The following is a 17436-nucleotide window of genomic DNA, read 5'->3' as shown; positions in this document are numbered from 1 at the left end:
CGCTGGGGGCTATTTAAGCCGCAAAGCCTTTTAGATCCTGGGGAGAACCTTTGGCCCTGCGGGCACTAATCCGCGCATTGATGTATTTCTCGGTTTCTCTGAAGCTAGGTAAAGAGCGCATCTCAAGTCTTGAACCATCGTTGAGTACCAGTACCATGTCGCCCCAGGAGCCCAGGCCGCGGGGCACTGAGCGCACCTCTTTGATTTGGCTATACACGACTTGTGTCTTATCGCGTCCCAGCCATCCCCCCGTCACCGAAACTCGCCGATTGGTAATGCGAAAGCGCAACCACAACGCTCGAATCACCGCTCCAATAGTGAACGGAAGGCCAATCAGTGTGAGCCCCATCAATAGGTTGATGATGAGATCGCTTTGAGCGGGGCCTCCCTCATAGAAGACCTCTTCTGAGGTTGTGATCATGACAACAAACCTGCTTGATGGAGCAATCTGTCGCATTCTTCTAGCAATGGTGACGATTCTATTGCGGAGGCGACTGGCTTGAGGCTGATCAGCACCCAATGATTGGCATGCTCGGGTGCAACCTCAAGCCTGCTTCTTAGATGATCGTGCAGAAGTCGACGCAGACGGTTGCGAATGACGGCCCGTTTGCTCACCTTGCTGCTGATCACAACGGCACAACGGCATGCCGTGGAGTTGTGGTGTCGATGGGGTGCTTTGAGCAGTTGGGGATCTGCTTCTATGACACGGAGCACCATTGAAGTTCCATAAAAGCGATAGCCCCACTTCTGAAGGCGTTCAAAACATCGACTTCCCCTTAATCGCATTGATGCTGGCAGCACCATTGGAGGTTGGTTTCCTGAGGAAGTGGCGTGATTTGAGTGATTGCCCCGCAGTTCTATGGATTAGACAGCGAGACGAGTGCGGCCACGTTTTCGGCGGCTGCGGATCACTCTTCGACCAGTGTGAGTTCTCATGCGGACACGAAATCCGGAGACGCGCTTTCGCTTGCGGCTGGTTCCACCAAAGGTTCTTTTTGTCATTGAAGGAGAACTGCGTACAGCCTTTTGTCAGTCGACCAACTTATCAGTTCAGTTGATGTCAATTAGCCAGCTGCCAAGGTAGCCGCCCATTGGCACATCTCCAGGAGCCTGGGCAAGGGCATTGAACTGGAACATCCCACGTTGGTCGGGGTTAAAGATTTTCATGACCACCGCATAGGTGCCTTCTGTAGGGATGGGGGTTTCCGGGAAGACTTCAATGCTTGTTTGGTCTTCAGAGACTTCGAAAATCGCAGGAACCTCTTCTTTGCAGCGGGTGCGTGAGAGCATCCCCCCTAGATGGACAAGGCAAAGGTTCAGCTTGTTCGGTTTGATCTTTGCATCGAAATAATCAGGAACAGTGATGCTTAGCTTGAGGATCGCAGTTTTGCGGTCCTTGGGTTTCAGCATCAGGTAATAGGTTGCTCGGTCACGCCTGATGGTTGAGCTTTGCCAGTAATAGAGCTTTTTATAGTCTTTAGAGTTCTCCCAGCGAAATTCAAGTAGCGCTGGTGTTGCCTGGGCTCGAGCCTTTGGCGGTGTGATGCTTTCAACCATCACACTGGAACCGATCAAACCGGCAGTGAGGCCTCCTATCGCAAGGGTGCCTGGAATACAAAACCTGAAAAGCTGCTTAATCATGAGATCAAAGCGGGTGTGTTGCTAACCACCAGCACTAAAAAGTACATGGATTCTCCTTTGCTCTCCTCTATGAATCACAACGACTAGGACGGCCTAGTAGTTGGCAGCTTTTGGTGCGCCAAGTGATTCAGGATCGATCTGGACGCAGTAGCGAGGTTTCGCCAAGGTAGGGATGTTGAGGGGGCTGATCTGAGGGCAGCCAGGCATGGGCAAGCATGCGGATGCAGCGTTTCAGATCCCCCTCGACATACATTTGCTGGCAGTCCAGCAGTGCTATCGACTCCCATCCTGCTTGACGGCGCGCGATCGCTGCAGGGAAACAAGCGTTTAGGTCTGCCGTTACAGAGAACGTGATAGACACGATTTCAGCAGGCTTGAGTCGATTGCGTTGCATTAGCGCTTTCACGAGCTCGCTGACGGCTGCCTCGATGGCTTTAGTCGTGTTAGCAGAGCTTGTTGTGGCACCTCTGAGCCCGTGTAAGTGGAGGCTTCCATAAGGGATGGCAGTGGTCATGGCAGAAAGAGCCAGAGCACCTGACCATTGTTGCCAAGCTCAAGGTTGAGAAGTTCGGCAAGCTTGGATAGGAGTTTGCTGCCTGGTAGAAATCCCGCTAGCCGTTTTTTGGGGCGGCCCAGTTTGAGCGTTTGGGTGTTGGCTTCATCAAGGTCCGCCAGCTTGGCCGCAAGTTTTCGAGCATGTTCCTCATCTCCCAGCTCATCGACGAGTCCGAGCTCATGGGCCTGAGCTCCGCTGAATACGCGGCCATCGGCGAAGTTGCGCACCTCTGCGGCACTGAGATGGCGGCCTTCTGCTACCGCGTTCACAAATTGCTCATAGCTGCTATCGATCAGTGATTGCAGTAGCTGACGCTCCTCTGCTGTGAGTGCGCGATCAGGCGAGAGAATGTCCTTGTAGGTGCCGCTTTTTACTGTCTCGAAGCGGATGCCGATACGCTCCAGCAATTTGGAGAGGTTGTTGCCCCGCAAGATGACCCCGATTGAGCCAGTGATCGTGCCGGGATTGGCAACAATTTTTTCTGCCGCTACCCCGACATACACACCGCCGGAGGCGGATACATTGCCGAAGCTCGCCACGACATGACAACCCTTTTCTCTAAGCCTGAGCAGGGCCGCATGGATTTCCTGACTGTCACCGACAGTTCCTCCTGGGCTGTCGATGCGCAGCAAAAGAGCGGGAAACTCTCTCTCTTCAACTTCCTTGATCGCTTTCAGCACCCGCTCGCGCGTTGCACCGCTGATTGCTCCTTCAATGGTGATGTGCGCGATCCTTCGGCGAGATTTGCGTCGCCAGAGCCAGCCCATTCAATTTCTTCGTAGAAGATTGGATCTTAAAAAGGAACCTGCTTGCTGCCTTCATGTTGTCAATACGGCACTGGCTGTTGATGGTCCTGCCCTTTGCCCTTTGGGGTACGGCCATGGCTGCGATGACACCTCTGGTGATTTCGGGCGGACCGCTTCTCGTCGCTTGTCTGCGCCTTTTCCCAGCAGGAGTTGTCATCCTGCTGGCCTTGCCGTCGTTGGGACGTCACTGGGCTATCGCCTCAACTGACAGGATTTGGTTCCTGGTCTTTACGGTTGTTGATGCATGTCTTTTCCAAATGTTCCTGGTCAAGGGCTTGGCCTACACCGGAGCAGGGATGGGATCTGTTCTGATTGACTCCCAGCCATTGCTGGTAGCTCTGCTGGCACGCAGCCTCTTTGGAGAGTCCATTAACCCAGTTGGCTGGATGGGTTTGATGTTCGGTCTGGTCGGGATTATCTGCCTTGGTGCCCCGCCGGATTTGTTGCGCCATTGGTGGTTGCTAGGCGAACAGGCGTCTGGTTCCAGTTTGTTGGAGCAAGGGGAAGTCTGGATGCTCGCAGCAGCGATCGCCATGGCCTTAGGCACAGTGCTGAGTCGGTATGCCTGCCGGAGCAGTGATCCCGTTGCGGTCACTGGTTGGCACATGGTGTTAGGCAGCTTGCCGTTACTGCTCTGGCACGGTTTTGATCGCACATGGCCCTTGTGGCCTGATTGGACTGGCTTTGATTGGGGATTGATGGCCTACGCCAGCTTGTTTGGCAGTGCCCTGGCCTATGGATTGTTCTTTTGGCTCGTCAATCGGGAGGAGCTCACAAGCTTTAGCACCCTGGCATTCCTGACACCGGTGTTTGCCCTTGCTGCTGGTGGCTTTTGGCTAGGAGAACGGCTTCAGCCTCTGCAATGGTTCGGGGTGGCTTTGGTCCTGCTTTCGGTGCTTGTTGTGAGTCAGCGTCGTCGACTATGGGAACCGGCTGAAGCTGACTCGGATGTGTTGCCGGGCAAAATCGGCTGATGTTATTTCGTTCCTTGCGCTTGGATGGAGATGGTCCACTCTGCTGGCCTGCCCTTATGGCACTTCAGAAGGTATTGGGTCTGTTCAGGAACATAGCCAGGGATGCCACCATCACCACATGGTGCTGACGTTTGCTGCGACGGTGTTGCTGTCTCCTCTTCAACGGCGTCGAGGTCTGCTGCTGATCCTGGCGTTTGGGGTAGCTCTCTGCCTTTGGCAGTTAGGAGAGTCTGGTTTGGTTGATGAAACCCCGCCTCTCTTTGCCGCGGCAGGTCGTGCCATGAGTACCACAGGAGATTGGCTGACGCCGAGGGTTAATGGTCTGCCTCGCTTCGACAAGCCTCCTCTGGTGTATTGGCTAATGGGGTTGGTTTATGCCTTGCCCGGCCATCAGGTTTGGGACCCACTAGGGACATGGGCGGCACGTCTTCCTTCTGCGCTTGCATCTGTCTTGATGATGCTGGCCCTTGGTGACACTGTGATGTGTTGGCCCCAGAAGGATGACGCTTGCCCACGCCGAACAGGTGTTGCGGTGGCCTTGGCCTTTGCTCTTTCGCCACTGGTCCTGCTCTGGAGTCGGGTTGCTGTTAGCGATGCCTTGTTTTGCAGCACCTTGGGGGTGAGTTTGCTTCTGCAATGGCGCCGCTTTGCCGCCCCGCTTACCCAGCCATGGTGGTTGGCCTGGCTTGTTTTGGGTTTAGCAGTGCTGACCAAAGGACCAGCGGCTGTCGTGCTGACCGGCATGGTGCTTGTTCTCTTTGCTTTGCTGCAGTGGAATCTGGCAACCCTTTGGCAGCGGTTGCGCCCTCTGCCTGGTTTGTTGATTACTGCCCTGATCAGCCTGCCTTGGTATGTGGCGGAATTACTTGTGGAGGGACAACCCTTTTGGGATAGCTTCTTCGGCTATCACAATCTTCAACGCTTCACATCAGTAGTCAATAGTCATCTGCAGCCTTGGTGGTTTTTTGGACCTGTCTTGGTGGTTGCGTCCCTGCCATTTACCCCCTTGCTGATCCTTGGGCTGTTGCAGGCCTTCGTTCCAGTCAGGAGGGGCGGTGCGCTTTGCCAGACAGAGCCTGAGGGATCTCTGCAGAGTTTTGCGGCCTGTTGGCTGCTGGCTGTGTTGCTGCTATTCACTTGCGCTGCCACAAAATTGCCAAGTTATTGGTTGCCTGCGACACCGGCGGCCGCGTTGTTGATTGGATTGGCCGCAAGTGTTTCGCCCCAACAGCGACCAGGTCTTGTCTGGGCATGGGGCGGATCAGTTGTTTTGGCGGGATTGTTAGCGGCAGGGCTTTGGGCTTCACCGTTCTGGGTTGAATGGATTTATGACCCGGAGATGCCCACTCTTGCGGCAGAACTGCTTGCTAGTCGTCTTGTACTCAGGGCAGCAGTTTTTTTCAGCCTTTCGGTGCTACTTGGGATCTGGTTGGCTTGGCGGCCACGGCCTGGGCGATTGCTGGCCCTTCAAGGGCCACTGGTTGCTTTCCAATTGTTTTCGTTCTTACCGATGTGGGCGTTGGGTGACCAGGTGCGCCAGCTGCCTGTAAGGCAAGCTGCTCAACTGTTGGTCGCTTCTCAGAAGTCTCGCGAACCCTTGGTGATGGTTGGCGCAATTAAACCTTCACTTCACTTCTATACCGATCAGGTGGTGGTGTATGAGGGGCGCTCTGCGGGGGCGTTAGTGAACCTGGATGATCGATTACGAGAAGAAGAGCGCAGGGGATGGTCAGGTCTGCCAATTGAGGGGCCCATGGGATCTTCAACCGCTCTCGTGGTGATTGATAAGGGCACAACGCAGCGGAGGCATTGGCAGGACCTTCAACCTGAGCTGCTTGGCAAGTTCGGGATCTATAGGGTTTGGCGGTTGGATCGTCGTAATCTTGAGAAGCGAGCGAATCAGCTCAAAGCTGAAGGTTTCCATACCGATTGGCGGCAACCACGACCTGAGCGTTTCTGATGTTTTGGTTGTCTTAATGGCTTGATGAAGTGGGCTCTTGTCCTTTGCTTTTGGACCAGCATGCGAGCAAGACGTCTCGCATAGTGCGTGAGCAGGATTTAAGCGTTGGTCTCCGCTTGGGTCGGGTCAGCAAGTTGCAGTCTTCTACAGAAACCACATCGTCCCCAGAGGGCCATTTCTCCAGCTGGGGCAGGACTACCGCAGGCATGACATGCGGCCATTCCATGAACATCAATTCTGCTGGGATGTCGTGCCCAGATGCTGGCTTCACTTTCCAGCTTTGGGGTGCTTCCGGGGTGGTGTTGTTGAATGCGTAGATCTTTGATGTCATGGCCCGCGGCACGCAGGGCTGCCAAGAGTTGGGGGCGGTTATAGAGCAGGGCCTGCCTCCACTGAGGATGGCTGGCGCCGATGATCAAAACCCCTTGGCGAACGTTGAGTGGGCGGCAGTGGGGAGCAAGCAGGGGGCCTGCCAGTCGGGGCCATTCTTGCCAGAGACCAGCCATGGAGCCTTGTTGCTTCCAGTCACGCTTAATGGATTCAAGGCAGCTGGAGAGGGCTGTGGCGGCTGCGGGAGGCGCTTGTTGCAGCACTTCTCCTCGACCAAGCCGTTTGCGTTGCTGATCGGGAGCTATGGCCATCTCAAAAGCCTAAGTGGAGTCTTGGCTCCAGCTCGCTAGCCTCCGAGAGGTCTTTTCAATGCCTCGATGGGCTTCTTTGACCGGTTAAGCCGCTTATTACGTGCCAATCTCAACGATCTTGTGAGTAAGGCCGAGGATCCCGTCAAGATCCTTGATCAATCGGTTGCAGATATGCAAGCCGATTTGGTCAAGTTGCGACAGGCTGTTGCTATGGCCATCGCCAGTCAGAAGCGGCTTCGCAATCAGGCTGATCAGGCTGAGGGTCAAGTAAAAACCTGGTACGAACGTGCTGAGCTGGCTCTTCAGAAGGGTGAAGAGGATCTCGCTAAGGAAGCCCTTACTCGACGGAAGGGTTTCCAGGAATCTTCTACGGCGCTCACCAACCAGCTCAAGGGGCAGGAAGGGCAGGTGGAGACCCTCAAGCGGAGCTTAGTGGCTCTTGAGGGCAAGATCGCCGAGGCCAGAACCAAGAAGGACATGCTCAAGGCCCGAGCACAGGCGGCAAAGGCCCAGCAGCAATTACAGAGCGCTGTGGGCAATCTTGGCACTAACTCTGCAATGGCGGCCTTTGATCGCATGGAAGACAAGGTCCAGGCCTTGGAAGCCAGTAGTCAGGCTGCCGCTGAGCTCGCCGGTGCTGATCTTGAGAGTCAGTTTGCGGCTCTGGAAGGTGGAAACGATGTCGATGATGAACTATCTGCTCTGCGTCAGCGTCTTGAGGGGGGGGCTGAGGCAGTGGCTTTGCCCGCCGCGGAGACGTCTTCACTTCAGGAGAGTAAGGATGCCACTGGCCCAGAGGTGGAGGCTGTCAAGGTGGCTGAGGTGGATGCTGAGTTGGAGGAACTTAAGCGCGCCATCGACAAGCTCTGAAAGGGGATGGATCTCATTGGCAGATCATTGTGCTGCAAGATGTCTTGTCTCAGTGGCGGAGTTCTTAGCGGCTACTTATTTGATCTGGTGGCCGATCACCAAAACACAGTTTTAGCTTTCCGTTGATGGCGACTTCAAGGCGTCTAGGCAGATTGGGTCGTGGCGTTTTTGACCGCAATGATCGCCGTAAGCAGGCTTATCGCCTGGCTAACGCAGGCCCTCAAAGTTTGCCTCTGCTGGATTTGTCACTGGGGTCCACAGACTTATCACCTCCAGCGGTGGCACTTGAGGCCATCGAAGTTGCTCTAAGGGAACCTGAGAGCTCTTCCTATTGCTTGCATGCTTCGACGAGGCCCTTTCGGGAGGCTGTCGCTGCGTGGAGTCAGAGGCGCTTCGGTGTCAGCGTTGATGCAGATCGGGAAGTGTTGTTGTTGGTCGGTTCACAGGAGGGAACGGCCCACCTGCCTTTGGCAGTTTTGGATCCTGGGGATTCTGCCTTGATTCTGGATCCTGCTTATCCTTCACATCGGGGTGGGTTGATTTTGGCCGATGCCCGTATTGAACGACTGCTGCTACGACCGGAGCAGGAATGGCGACCTGACTTCAAGGCTTTAAGCAACAGCCAGTGGGACCAGTTGCGGATGATGGTTTTTGGCTTTCCTCATAACCCCACAGCCCAGGTAGGAGAACAGAGCTGGTTGGCGGAAGCCATGGATCGGGGCATCCGTCATCAAGTGGTGGTTGCTCACGACAATCCTTATGTGGATTTGGCACTGGACGGTGAGGCGCCAGCTCTGTTGCGCTGTCCTGGTTGGAGGGAATGCGGGATTGAATTTTTCTCCTTCTCCAAGGCCTGGTGCTTGGGGGGGTTCCGATTGGCCTTTGCGATTGGGGCTGAACATTTGATTACAGCCCTTCGTGAGCTCAAGGGTGTCGTGGATTTCAACCAATCCTTGGCTTTACAGCGAGGCGCCATAGCCGCCCTTACCGATGCCCAAGATTGGCCTCAAGAGATTCTTGGGGTTTACCGGGAGCGCAGAGACAGGACCCTGGCAGCTCTCCACGCATTGGGTTGGCATGCTCCTTGTCCCTCAATGGCGCTTTATCTTTGGTTGCCGATTCCAGCCTGGGCAAAACAGCAGAACTACAACGATGAGACTTTGGCAGCAGATCTTTTGGATCAGACTGGCGTTGCCTTGACGCCTGGATCAGGTTTTGGTTCCGGCGGGGATGGTTGGCTGCGCCTGGCCCTGGTTCATCCGGTGGAAGATTTGGAGGCGGCAGTTGCTCGGATGTGGCCTTGGTGGCATGCGCACATCTGAGTCATGGACTGGTGCTGCTGCGGTTGCCCGGCTGTGGCGTAGGCAGTCTTGTGGGGCTAGGCCATGGCAGTTGCGATGGCAGCCGGTCTGTGCAAGTACTGAGTTGATGTTGTCTGACTGGCTGAAGCAGCAACCTTTTTCAGCCCAGCAGCCCCGGGCATTGTTTGCTGATCGCCAGACCCATGGGAGGGGGCAGCGTGGTCGGATCTGGCAGGCACCGATCGGTGGGGTATGGATCAGTGCCGCTTTGCCCTGGTTTGATGCTCAGTGCTCTGCCGGTATTTTTGGAGTAGCAGTCGCTGTGGCGCTGGCTGAACGGCTCGAGCGGCGGGGAGTGCCGGTGAGTATCAAGTGGCCTAACGATTTGATGGTGGGGGACCGTAAATTGGCTGGTCTCTTGCCGAGATTGGTGCACCGTGGCAGTCGCGTCAGGCTGGCACGCATTGGTCTTGGCTTGAATGTTTGCAACCGTGTGCCCAGAGAAGGGATTGCCTTAGATGAGTTGCTTCGATCCGGCCAGTGTCAGCCTCTGGCCTGGATGGCAGAAGTGCTCTGCGCTCTGGATCGAACCATGGATTTGGCTGGTCGAGCCGATTGGGTTTGCGCCGAAGCTGAGCGACGCCTCTGGACAAAGCAGGTTCGTGATCCGAAGGGTGGTGAACTCTGGGACGTGATCGGACTTGGCCTGGATGGGTCGCTTTTGCTGAGCCAGGGTTCTCGGACCATGCGCTGGACACGCTGGTCATAACTGAGTTGTACTTTTTCTATAGTTTTTCTCGTCTGAGGATCCGATCGGGTGTCGTTTCGCTGGTTAGCTGCTGCATGGCTGCTTTCAGTGCCTGTGCTTGCTAAGCCAGTGGAGCCTGTTGCTCCAGCGGTTCGGCAAGCACAGTTATTGCCTGCGCGTGAGGCTATTCAGCTTGAGTCGCCGCAAAGGTTTGATCAATCTCTTGAGGAGCTGGAGCGCAACAAGGTGATCACTTCAGCGGAACGCCGACAGCTGGAGGGGCATGCGGTGGGTTTGACGATCGACAGGCCTCGGATGCAGCAGGCCTGTCGTAGTGGTGCTCTGTCAGCCAAGGAATGTGCCAGTGGCGTTGCTCTGCGTTCCAGGGGGCGTGCCCAGTTCCGCTTGCTGCGCCGTGGCCCTGGCGGTCGGCTGTTGTCGCCCCTTACGGTTCCGGTTTCGGCATTATTGGCAGGCTCTGGGAGTGACTTCAGCTTGGCTTCGGTGTTTGCGGTGACTCCGAGGCCCAAGCCCCTGCGAGGGAATGGAGATCGTCAGCTTCTTTTCCCGATCATCGGTGGGGCTTTTACCAGTAGTGAATTCGGTATGCGTTTGCATCCTGTGATTGGCAGTTGGTTGATGCATGCGGGCAAAGACCTAGCCGCACCAGAAGGCGCTCCTGTGGTGGCTGCATTAACGGGAACTGTTGTCAGTAGCGGCCTAGCTGGGAGCTATGGCATCGCTGTGGAAGTGGAACATGACGCTCCTCGTAGGCGCACTCTTTATGGGCATCTCTCAGAGATTTACCTGCGGCCGGGTCAGCGGGTTCGTCAAGGGGAGGTGATTGGTCGGGTTGGTAGTACCGGCTTAAGCACTGGTCCACATCTCCACTTCGAACTGAGACGCCCTCAGGGTGGCGGTTGGGTTGCGATGGATCCAGGTGATTTGGATCTAAATCCACTCATGGCTTCAGGTATCGACCCGGTGTCGCTGTTGGTCGGTCAGTTGATCGAGAGCCTCGAACGGCCTTGATCAATCACTGCTTCTCTTCACGAAGGATGAAGCCGACCCCGCGAACTGTGTGAATCAGAGTGGCAGTATCTTTTCGCTCAATCTTTTGGCGTAGATAGCGGATGTAAACGTCTAGAAGATTGTCATCTCCGAAGAAGTCCTCTCCCCATACAGCTTTCATAATGGCGTCACGTTCGTGAACTTTTCCTGCTCCAATCATCAGGAAATGTAGTAACTCATATTCTTTTACGGAAAGTTGAATCGTGCGATCGTTGCGTGTTACATCCCTTGTGCTGGTGTTCATCTTTAAGTCCGCCACTTGTATTGTCTCTGGTAGATGTTCGATGCCAGAGTCTCCTGAGAATTGCTCTGCTCTGCGTTGCATGGCTCGTAATCTGGCCATGAGCTCTTCAATGGAGAAGGGTTTGGTTAGATAGTCATCAACTCCAGCATCCAGTGCCTTGACGCGATCGGTAACATCGTCATGACCTGTGAGCATCAAGATTGGTGTCTTAATGCCACTAGAACGAATACGTTGACAGATATCGACACCTGTGAAATCAGGAAGGTTCCAATCAAGAATGATTAGGTTTGGTGATGGATCACTTCGAGCTTTGATCAACCCTGAGGCCCCGTCCTCCGCCACGCTGACCTCATAACCCTCAACATCAAGCTCTAGGCGTAGAAGTTCTGTCAGCCTCGGTTCATCATCCACCAATAGGACTCTGGTTCTCGGTGATGATGCGTTAGTCATTCATGCAATCAACCTGGTGTCTACTTAAGCAGTTTCTCTGGATTCAGACCTTGTGCAATCAATGGTTATTCGTGGGCCCCTCCTTCACAGGGTGTGGATCCATTTAGGAGGGTGGGAAGTCTCTCGAAGAGGTCTGGTTTGATCACATAGCTTTCAGCACCGGCCTCGAGTACTTGGCGCTGTTTGCTTGGGTCACTGAGGGCGGATACAACAACAATCCTCGGCAATTTGTCATGACAAGCTTGTCGATGCAGTTGCTGCAGGCATTCCAGCCCATTCATGCCTGGCATCATCAGGTCTAGCAGTACTAAATCAATGCTCTCCAAAGAGCTGTTGTCAAGAAAGCTTTCGGCCGATTCAAAGCTCAAGACGTGATGACCTTCGTCTTGAATTTCCTCTTTGAGCAACTCACGAACTCTGGGATCGTCATCCACTATGGCCACGGTAAGAGGATGGGTTTTACCCGATAAACCGATGCGATTAGGGGGATTCGTTTGGTTCATCCCTTTATCGATCTGATATCAGTAGCAGCCAACTCAGCGCTCTAGTCCCGAACGACTTGGCCATCGTGGAAGCGCGCTATTCGGTCGGCCCTTTCAGAAACATCGTTTTCGTGGGTGACCAATACCAGAGTGATCCCCTGATGATGCAACTCATCGAAAAGGTTGAGAACATCTTCTGTGGTTCTTGAGTCGAGAGCACCCGTGGGTTCATCAGCTAGCAGTAGAGCCGGTTGGTTGATAATTGCTCGGGCAATTGCAACCCGCTGCTGCTGACCCCCCGAGAGTTGATTGGGGCGGTTTCCCATTTGTTTGCTTAGACCTACTCGCTCGAGAGCTTGTTCAGCTCGCTCTCTTCGCTGGACAGCAGGCACCCCGGCATAGATCATTGGCAGCATTACGTTCTCCAGGGCTGTGGCCTGAGGGAGTAGGTGAAACTGCTGAAAAACAAAGCCCAGTTCTTGATTGCGCAGATTCGCCAGAGCATCATCATCGAGATCTTCGACCGCTACCCCGTTGAGCCGATAGCTACCTCTGGTGGGACGATCCAGGCAACCGAGAATGTTCATGGCTGTGCTCTTGCCAGAGCCGCTGGCACCCATCACGGCTAAATAATCCCCTTGATTCACGATCAGATTGAGATGGTCTAGAGCTTTTACTGTTCCAGCTCCTTGTCCGTAGAGCTTGCTGACATCGCTCAGCACGGCGACGGGTGTGCTGCTTGCCGTTGGATTAGCCAATGGATCGTTGGCTGCCCAGAGCAATGGCTTCCTGGAGAAGCGGCGTGCCGGCTACGGCACTATTAGCCCATTGAAAGAGAGGATTTGAAAGGATCCCACCAACGGCTGTTACAACAACGCAACCCACCAGTGCTATTCGAAGTGGAGGCATGCCAATCGTCGACCACTGGATCGATGGATAGGACTTCACGACATCGGAAGCTTCTTTTGGTTCTTTGACCACCATCATTTTGATGACAGAGATGTAGTAATAAATCGACACTACGGAGGTCACTAGGCCAACAACGACGAGGAGGTATTGATGGTCGGCCCAGCCAGCAAAGAAAAGATAGATCTTGCCAAAAAATCCGAGCATCGGAGGTATTCCTCCCAAGGAAAGAAGGCAGAGGCTGAGTCCCAGCGTTATCAACGGATCCTTCTGATAGAGACCTGCATAGTCAGAAATTCGATCACTTCCCGTGCGGATCGAGAAGAGGATGATGCAGGCAAAAGCTCCCAGGTTCATGAATAGATAGGCCGCCATATAGAGAACCATTGCAGCGAAGCCGTCTTCGGTTCCGCACACCAAGCCAATCATCACGAATCCTGCCTGGCCGATGGAGCTGTAAGCCAGCATTCGCTTCATTGATGTCTGCGCCAGCGCGACGACGTTGCCCAGGGTCATGCTCAACACAGCCAGCACGGTGAAAAGCAATTTCCATTGGGTGTCGAAGGCACCGAAGCAACCAACCAACAACCTCAGTGCAAGAGCAAAGCCAGCAGCTTTAGATCCCACTGAGAGGAATGCGACCACTGGAGTTGGGGATCCTTCATAGACATCCGGGGTCCATTGGTGGAAAGGCACCGCAGCAATTTTGAAGGCCACCGTTGCAAGTACGAAGACCAGTGATAGTGCGGCCAGTGGAGTAGGGCTGGTGAGTAAAGCAATGCCAATAGCCTGCAAGCTGGTGGTGCCGCTGAGCCCGTAGAGAAGAGAGGCGCCGTAGAGAAATACTGCTGCCGCGGCGGAGCCCACCAGCAGATATTTGAGTGCTGCTTCGGAACTACGGGCATCTCGTTTCATGTAGCCAGCCAGCAGGTAGCTCGCCACGGAGAGGGTCTCGAGGGAGACGAACACGCTCACAAGATCAGTTGAGCCGCAAAGGAGCATTGCCCCGAGGGTTGCGGCCAGAAGGATGGCGGCATATTCACCAATTGGCGCGCCGCTCTGCTCTGCGTAGCGCCAGCTGATCAGTAGTGACAGCAAGGTAGAGAGCGCCACCACGGCCCGAAAGGCAATGGCCAGGTTGTCAGCCAGAAAAGCTCCAAGGAACGAGGGTTCCAGAGGCGCATTCCATTGCTGGGCGAGGAGCACGAGTGCTGTGCCAAGGCCGGCATAACAAATGGGAGGTACCCAGCGGGCTGCAGCCTGTTCACCGGCTAAGTCCACAAGTAGGGTCGCCAGCATTGCGACGAGAACAGCCCCTTCAGGGGCAATCGCACCAGCATTCAGTGCAAGGTTGAGCAGCTCGCCTGGAGCTGCCATGGCCTGGGTGGCGAGAAGAAATACACCCATTTCGGGCATGACGCGTGCACGATCAGACCAATTTGGGTGACTGTAGCTGTGCTGCCTTGCTATACCTTATTGAGAACAACGCACCATGCAGCTCGCTTGCCGGTGCGATAAAGATTGGAACGGTTACAGATCGTCTGTGGCGAACACTCTGGTCATTGTCGAAAGCCCTACCAAGGCGAGAACCATTCGAGGGTTTCTGCCCAAGGACTTCCGTGTGGAGGCCTCCATGGGCCATGTGCGCGACTTGCCCAACAACGCCAGTGAGATCCCTGCGGCCCAAAAGGGGCAGAAATGGGCCAACCTTGGCGTCAACACCACCGCGGATTTCGAACCTCTTTATGTGGTTCCGAAGGACAAAAAGAAGGTGGTCAAGGAGCTGAAGGCAGCTTTGAAGGATGCTGATCAGCTGTTGTTGGCGACTGACGAAGATCGAGAGGGCGAAAGCATCAGCTGGCATTTGCTGCAGCTGTTGGCTCCCAAAGTGCCTGTCAAGCGAATGGTGTTTCACGAGATCACCAAAGAAGCCATTGCTAAGGCTCTTGATCAGCCCAGAGATCTCGACATGGAACTGGTCCATGCCCAGGAGACGCGACGGATTCTTGATCGTCTGGTGGGCTACACGCTTTCGCCTCTGTTGTGGAAGAAGGTGGCATGGGGACTCTCCGCCGGTCGGGTGCAGTCCGTTGCTGTGCGGTTGCTTGTGCAGCGTGAACGTGCCCGTAGGGCTTTCCGTAGCGGCAGCTACTGGGATCTAAAGGCCAAACTTGATAAAGGTGGTGGTCACTTTGAGGCAAAGCTCACCAGTCTTGCTGGCCAGAAGATCGCTACCGGCAGTGATTTCGATGAAACGACAGGCGCTTTAAAGGCTGGCAGAAATGTTCGACTGCTTGGCGAATCAGATGCGCTCACTCTTTCCGAGTCCGTTCGCAGCAGTCAGTGGCGGGTTGAGGCGGTGGAAGAGAAGCCAACGGTACGTAAACCGGTGCCTCCTTTCACGACAAGCACTTTGCAGCAGGAGGCAAATCGCAAGTTGCGGTTTTCGGCCAGGGAAACGATGCGGTGTGCCCAGGGGCTTTATGAGCGTGGCTTTATCACCTATATGCGAACTGACTCTGTGCATTTATCCGAGCAGGCCATTCAGGCTGCTCGGAGCTGCGTGGGGTCACGCTATGGCGATGATTATCTGAGCAAAACTCCACGTCAGTTCAGCACTAAGTCACGCAATGCCCAGGAGGCTCACGAAGCGATACGACCAGCCGGTGAAAGCTTCCGTTCCCCAAGTGAATCTGGACTTGAAGGGCGCGACATGGCCCTATATGAGTTGATTTGGAAGCGAACAGTGGCCAGCCAGATGGCCGAGGCTCGACTCACCATGCTGGCGGTTGATCTTCGTGTGGCTGATGCCAAGTTTCGGGCCACGGGTAAGCGCATTGATTTTCCAGGTTTCTTTCGCGCTTACGTGGAGGGCAGTGATGATCCAGACGCTGCGTTGGAAGGTCAGGAAGTTTTGCTGCCTGATTTAGCGGTTGACGATTCGCCCACGCTGCAGGATGTGGAGGCCCTTGGCCACCAGACTCAGCCGCCGGCTCGCTATAGCGAGGCTTCACTGGTGAAGATGCTCGAGAAGGAGGGCATTGGCAGGCCCTCCACCTACGCCAGCATCATCGGCACCATCGTTGATCGGGGTTATGCAGCATTGCAAAACAACTCCCTTACTCCCAGTTTCACTGCTTTTGCTGTAACCGCTCTCCTAGAGGAGCATTTCCCCGATCTTGTCGATACCAGCTTTACGGCTCGGATGGAATTCACGCTTGATGAGATCTCCACGGGCAAGGTGCAGTGGTTGCCTTATCTCGAAGGGTTCTACAAGGGGGAAAAGGGCCTTGAGAGTCAGGTTCAGCAGCGTGAAGGTGACATCGACTCCAGTGTGTCTCGCACTGTGGACCTGGAGGGATTGCCCTGTGTGGTGCGCATCGGTCGTTTTGGGGCCTATCTGGAAGCCAAACGAGTGGGTGATGACGGCGAGGAGGAATCGCTTAAGGCCACCCTCCCTCAAGAGATCACCCCTGCTGATCTTGATGCAGAGAAAGCCGAGCTGATTCTCAAGCAGAAAGCTGATGGCCCGGAATCGATTGGGGAAGACCCGGAAACCGGTGATCAGGTTTACCTCCTTTTTGGTCAGTACGGGCCTTATGTGCAACGAGGCCAGGTGGGTGAGGACAACCCCAAGCCGAAGCGGGCATCCTTGCCCAAAGGCAAGAAGCCTGATGAGCTCAGCCTTGATGAGGCACTTGGCTTACTGCGTCTGCCGCGCTTACTGGGAGAGCATCCCGATGGTGGACGAATTCAAGCGGGCTTGGGTCGCTTCGGACCATATGTGGTCTGGGATAAGAGCAAGGGAGAGAAGGACTATCGCTCCCTTAAGGGGGAGGATGACGTGCTGGCGGTGGGGCTTAGCCGTGCACTAGAGCTTTTAGCGATGCCCAAGCGGGGCAGGGGCGGCCGGACTGCATTGAAAGACCTTGGCATCCCGGAGGGGAGTGAGGAGACGGTGCAGATTTTTGACGGTCCCTATGGCTTGTATGTCAAGCAGGGCAAGGTGAATGCCTCGCTACCTGAAGGGAAGGGCGCCGACGACATTTCTCTTGATGTAGCAGTGGAGCTATTGGCTGCCAAGGCTTTAAGTAAGAAGACAAGTCGACGCAAAAAGAGCACTTCAACAACCAGCAAAAAACCCGCCGCGAGCAAACCAAAAACTCGTAAACCTCCTGCTACTACAAAGACAGGTCGGTTGCGAGCCAGTGCTGTTCGGGTCATCAAGCCTGGTGAGGTTTGATGCTCAAGGTGAGCGCAAGGGGCTTACTTGCTGATTGGTTCGGCCTGTGTGTTCCGCTGCTTATGTTGATGTTGCAGTCCTGCGCTAATACGCCGTTTGGTCAGGAACTTGCGAACAGTTTTGATGCTCCCACGCAGGAGCCTGTGCCTGTCGCACCTGTTTCCAGTGATCCAGAACCCACGAACTCTTCATCTAACTCAAGAGCTCCTGATCAGGACGCGAGCAACCCGGAAGCTGCCAATCCTCAGACGTCGAGACAGGTTGAGCAGAAGCCAGAGTTGCCTGGTAACACTGTTACCCCGCAGCCTTATCGCATCACCATCAAGTTGTCCGCTGCCGACCCTTCGGCGCCGGCAGAAGCCGTCACTCAGGCATTACGAATGGCTGGAGTGACTTTTGAGGTTGAGACGATTGAACGGGTCAAGGATCAGTCTTTGATCAGAGTGCCGCCTTCCGGTATGGGAGCGCAGCCTTGATTTGGTTTGGTGGCTTGCGCAAGGGTTCGAGAGCTTCTGAACCCATAAGCCGTCGCCAGGCCCTGAG

General features: G+C 54.9%; 19 protein-coding genes. 8 read left to right on the top strand and 11 right to left on the bottom strand.

The features are described 5' to 3' along the window. Nucleotides 1–13: 13 nt before the first annotated feature. The 6 genes from EV12_RS07715 to sppA all read right to left on the bottom strand — a co-directional run bounded on the left by EV12_RS07715 (nt 14) and on the right by sppA (nt 2964). On the bottom strand, nt 14–421 hold the full coding sequence (locus EV12_RS07715) for a PH domain-containing protein (protein ID WP_011130738.1): 408 nt from the start codon (nt 419–421) through the stop codon (nt 14–16). Further along, nucleotides 418–804: a ribonuclease P protein component gene (locus EV12_RS07710; protein ID WP_036914160.1), complete on the bottom strand. Its 387-nt coding sequence runs from the start codon at nt 802–804 to the stop codon at nt 418–420. Before EV12_RS07710 ends, EV12_RS07715 begins: the two co-directional genes overlap by 4 nt. 60 nt (nt 805–864) lie before the next feature. After that, nucleotides 865–1002 (bottom strand): 50S ribosomal protein L34, encoded by a 138-nt coding sequence (gene rpmH / locus EV12_RS13220; RefSeq protein ID WP_011825283.1) that lies wholly within the window; start codon nt 1000–1002, stop codon nt 865–867. A gap of 48 nt (nt 1003–1050) precedes the next feature. Beyond that, entirely contained in the window at nt 1051–1641 is a 591-nt protein-coding gene (locus EV12_RS07705; protein ID WP_052039453.1) for a DUF2808 domain-containing protein, read from the bottom strand. Between the two features lie 127 nt (nt 1642–1768). Further along, nucleotides 1769–2155 (bottom strand): chorismate mutase, encoded by a 387-nt coding sequence (gene aroH, locus EV12_RS07700; RefSeq protein WP_036914158.1) that lies wholly within the window; start codon nt 2153–2155, stop codon nt 1769–1771. Next, nucleotides 2152–2964 carry a signal peptide peptidase SppA gene (gene sppA, locus EV12_RS07695; RefSeq protein ID WP_036914155.1) on the bottom strand — a complete coding sequence of 271 codons (813 nt, stop codon included), beginning with the start codon at nt 2962–2964 and terminating at the stop codon, nt 2152–2154. Before sppA ends, aroH begins: the two co-directional genes overlap by 4 nt. Nucleotides 2965–3017: 53 nt before the next feature. Between sppA and EV12_RS07690 the strand changes: the two genes are divergently transcribed. Together EV12_RS07690 and EV12_RS07685 are read left to right on the top strand one after the other, a co-directional pair. Then, nucleotides 3018–3977, top strand: coding sequence for a DMT family transporter (locus EV12_RS07690; RefSeq protein ID WP_036914152.1), 960 nt, complete (start codon nt 3018–3020; stop codon nt 3975–3977). Nucleotides 3978–4095: 118 nt separating this feature from the next. Then, nucleotides 4096–5937, top strand: a complete 1842-nt coding sequence (locus tag EV12_RS07685) for an ArnT family glycosyltransferase (protein WP_036914149.1) — start codon at nt 4096–4098, stop codon at nt 5935–5937. Nucleotides 5938–6035: 98 nt separating this feature from the next. Here EV12_RS07685 and EV12_RS07680 read toward each other — a convergent pair whose 3' ends face one another. Then, nucleotides 6036–6578 (bottom strand): DUF721 domain-containing protein, encoded by a 543-nt coding sequence (locus EV12_RS07680; protein WP_036914146.1) that lies wholly within the window; start codon nt 6576–6578, stop codon nt 6036–6038. 66 nt (nt 6579–6644) lie between these two features. Between EV12_RS07680 and EV12_RS07675 the strand changes: the two genes are divergently transcribed. The 4 genes from EV12_RS07675 to EV12_RS07660 all read left to right on the top strand — a co-directional run bounded on the left by EV12_RS07675 (nt 6645) and on the right by EV12_RS07660 (nt 10529). Next, nucleotides 6645–7448 carry a PspA/IM30 family protein gene (locus tag EV12_RS07675; RefSeq protein WP_036914143.1) on the top strand — a complete coding sequence of 268 codons (804 nt, stop codon included), beginning with the start codon at nt 6645–6647 and terminating at the stop codon, nt 7446–7448. A 125-nt stretch (nt 7449–7573) separates the two neighbouring features. Next, nucleotides 7574–8770: an aminotransferase class I/II-fold pyridoxal phosphate-dependent enzyme gene (locus EV12_RS07670; protein WP_036914140.1), complete on the top strand. Its 1197-nt coding sequence runs from the start codon at nt 7574–7576 to the stop codon at nt 8768–8770. Next, a complete protein-coding gene (locus EV12_RS07665) occupies nt 8757–9518 on the top strand; it encodes a biotin--[acetyl-CoA-carboxylase] ligase (protein WP_036914138.1) in 762 nt (253 codons plus the stop codon). Before EV12_RS07670 ends, EV12_RS07665 begins: the two co-directional genes overlap by 14 nt. Before the next feature lie 48 nt (nt 9519–9566). After that, complete coding sequence (locus EV12_RS07660; protein WP_036914136.1) at nt 9567–10529, top strand: M23 family metallopeptidase; 963 nt, start codon at nt 9567–9569, stop codon at nt 10527–10529. A 4-nt stretch (nt 10530–10533) separates the two neighbouring features. Here the strand turns inward: EV12_RS07660 and EV12_RS07655 are convergent, their stop codons facing one another. The 4 genes from EV12_RS07655 to EV12_RS07640 all read right to left on the bottom strand — a co-directional run bounded on the left by EV12_RS07655 (nt 10534) and on the right by EV12_RS07640 (nt 14066). Further along, nucleotides 10534–11262, bottom strand: a complete 729-nt coding sequence (locus tag EV12_RS07655) for a response regulator transcription factor (protein ID WP_036914134.1) — start codon at nt 11260–11262, stop codon at nt 10534–10536. 65 nt (nt 11263–11327) lie between these two features. After that, on the bottom strand, nt 11328–11765 hold the full coding sequence (locus tag EV12_RS07650; RefSeq protein WP_036914132.1) for a response regulator: 438 nt from the start codon (nt 11763–11765) through the stop codon (nt 11328–11330). 41 nt (nt 11766–11806) lie between these two features. Beyond that, nucleotides 11807–12502: an ABC transporter ATP-binding protein gene (locus EV12_RS07645; protein WP_036914295.1), complete on the bottom strand. Its 696-nt coding sequence runs from the start codon at nt 12500–12502 to the stop codon at nt 11807–11809. Next, the gene (locus tag EV12_RS07640) at nt 12495–14066 is read right to left on the bottom strand and encodes an NAD(P)H-quinone oxidoreductase subunit N (RefSeq protein WP_036914129.1); all 1572 of its coding nucleotides are present in this window, start codon (nt 14064–14066) and stop codon (nt 12495–12497) included. The genes EV12_RS07645 and EV12_RS07640 overlap by 8 nt, the downstream gene beginning before the upstream one ends. Before the next feature lie 127 nt (nt 14067–14193). Here EV12_RS07640 and topA point away from each other — a divergent pair, with 127 nt between their 5' ends. Together topA and EV12_RS07630 are read left to right on the top strand one after the other, a co-directional pair. Then, nucleotides 14194–16893, top strand: coding sequence for a type I DNA topoisomerase (gene topA / locus EV12_RS07635; protein ID WP_036914127.1), 2700 nt, complete (start codon nt 14194–14196; stop codon nt 16891–16893). After that, the gene (locus EV12_RS07630; protein WP_036914124.1) at nt 16893–17369 is read left to right on the top strand and encodes a hypothetical protein; all 477 of its coding nucleotides are present in this window, start codon (nt 16893–16895) and stop codon (nt 17367–17369) included. Before topA ends, EV12_RS07630 begins: the two co-directional genes overlap by 1 nt. Nucleotides 17370–17436 lie beyond the last annotated feature (67 nt).

The organism is Prochlorococcus sp. MIT 0701 (assembly GCF_000760295.1).
Lineage (GTDB): Bacteria > Cyanobacteriota > Cyanobacteriia > PCC-6307 > Cyanobiaceae > Prochlorococcus.
Note: the sequence above shows the minus strand (reverse complement) of the source record. Positions and strands in the feature narration are given on the sequence as shown.

Excerpts from the sequence above, each read along its gene's own strand:
- EV12_RS07715 (WP_011130738.1), bottom strand. The coding sequence starts at position 421 with ATGATCACAACCTCAGAAGAGGTCTTCTATGAGGGAGGCCCCGCTCAA.
- EV12_RS07710 (WP_036914160.1), bottom strand. The coding sequence starts at position 804 with ATGGTGCTGCCAGCATCAATGCGATTAAGGGGAAGTCGATGTTTTGAA.
- rpmH (WP_011825283.1), bottom strand. The coding sequence starts at position 1,002 with ATGACAAAAAGAACCTTTGGTGGAACCAGCCGCAAGCGAAAGCGCGTC.
- EV12_RS07705 (WP_052039453.1), bottom strand. The coding sequence starts at position 1,641 with ATGATTAAGCAGCTTTTCAGGTTTTGTATTCCAGGCACCCTTGCGATA.
- aroH (WP_036914158.1), bottom strand. The coding sequence starts at position 2,155 with ATGACCACTGCCATCCCTTATGGAAGCCTCCACTTACACGGGCTCAGA.
- sppA (WP_036914155.1), bottom strand. The coding sequence starts at position 2,964 with ATGGGCTGGCTCTGGCGACGCAAATCTCGCCGAAGGATCGCGCACATC.
- EV12_RS07690 (WP_036914152.1), top strand. The coding sequence starts at position 3,018 with ATGTTGTCAATACGGCACTGGCTGTTGATGGTCCTGCCCTTTGCCCTT.
- EV12_RS07685 (WP_036914149.1), top strand. The coding sequence starts at position 4,096 with ATGGTGCTGACGTTTGCTGCGACGGTGTTGCTGTCTCCTCTTCAACGG.
- EV12_RS07680 (WP_036914146.1), bottom strand. The coding sequence starts at position 6,578 with ATGGCCATAGCTCCCGATCAGCAACGCAAACGGCTTGGTCGAGGAGAA.
- EV12_RS07675 (WP_036914143.1), top strand. The coding sequence starts at position 6,645 with ATGGGCTTCTTTGACCGGTTAAGCCGCTTATTACGTGCCAATCTCAAC.
- EV12_RS07670 (WP_036914140.1), top strand. The coding sequence starts at position 7,574 with ATGGCGACTTCAAGGCGTCTAGGCAGATTGGGTCGTGGCGTTTTTGAC.
- EV12_RS07665 (WP_036914138.1), top strand. The coding sequence starts at position 8,757 with ATGCGCACATCTGAGTCATGGACTGGTGCTGCTGCGGTTGCCCGGCTG.
- EV12_RS07655 (WP_036914134.1), bottom strand. The coding sequence starts at position 11,262 with ATGACTAACGCATCATCACCGAGAACCAGAGTCCTATTGGTGGATGAT.
- EV12_RS07650 (WP_036914132.1), bottom strand. The coding sequence starts at position 11,765 with ATGAACCAAACGAATCCCCCTAATCGCATCGGTTTATCGGGTAAAACC.
- EV12_RS07640 (WP_036914129.1), bottom strand. The coding sequence starts at position 14,066 with ATGCCCGAAATGGGTGTATTTCTTCTCGCCACCCAGGCCATGGCAGCT.
- EV12_RS07630 (WP_036914124.1), top strand. The coding sequence starts at position 16,893 with ATGCTCAAGGTGAGCGCAAGGGGCTTACTTGCTGATTGGTTCGGCCTG.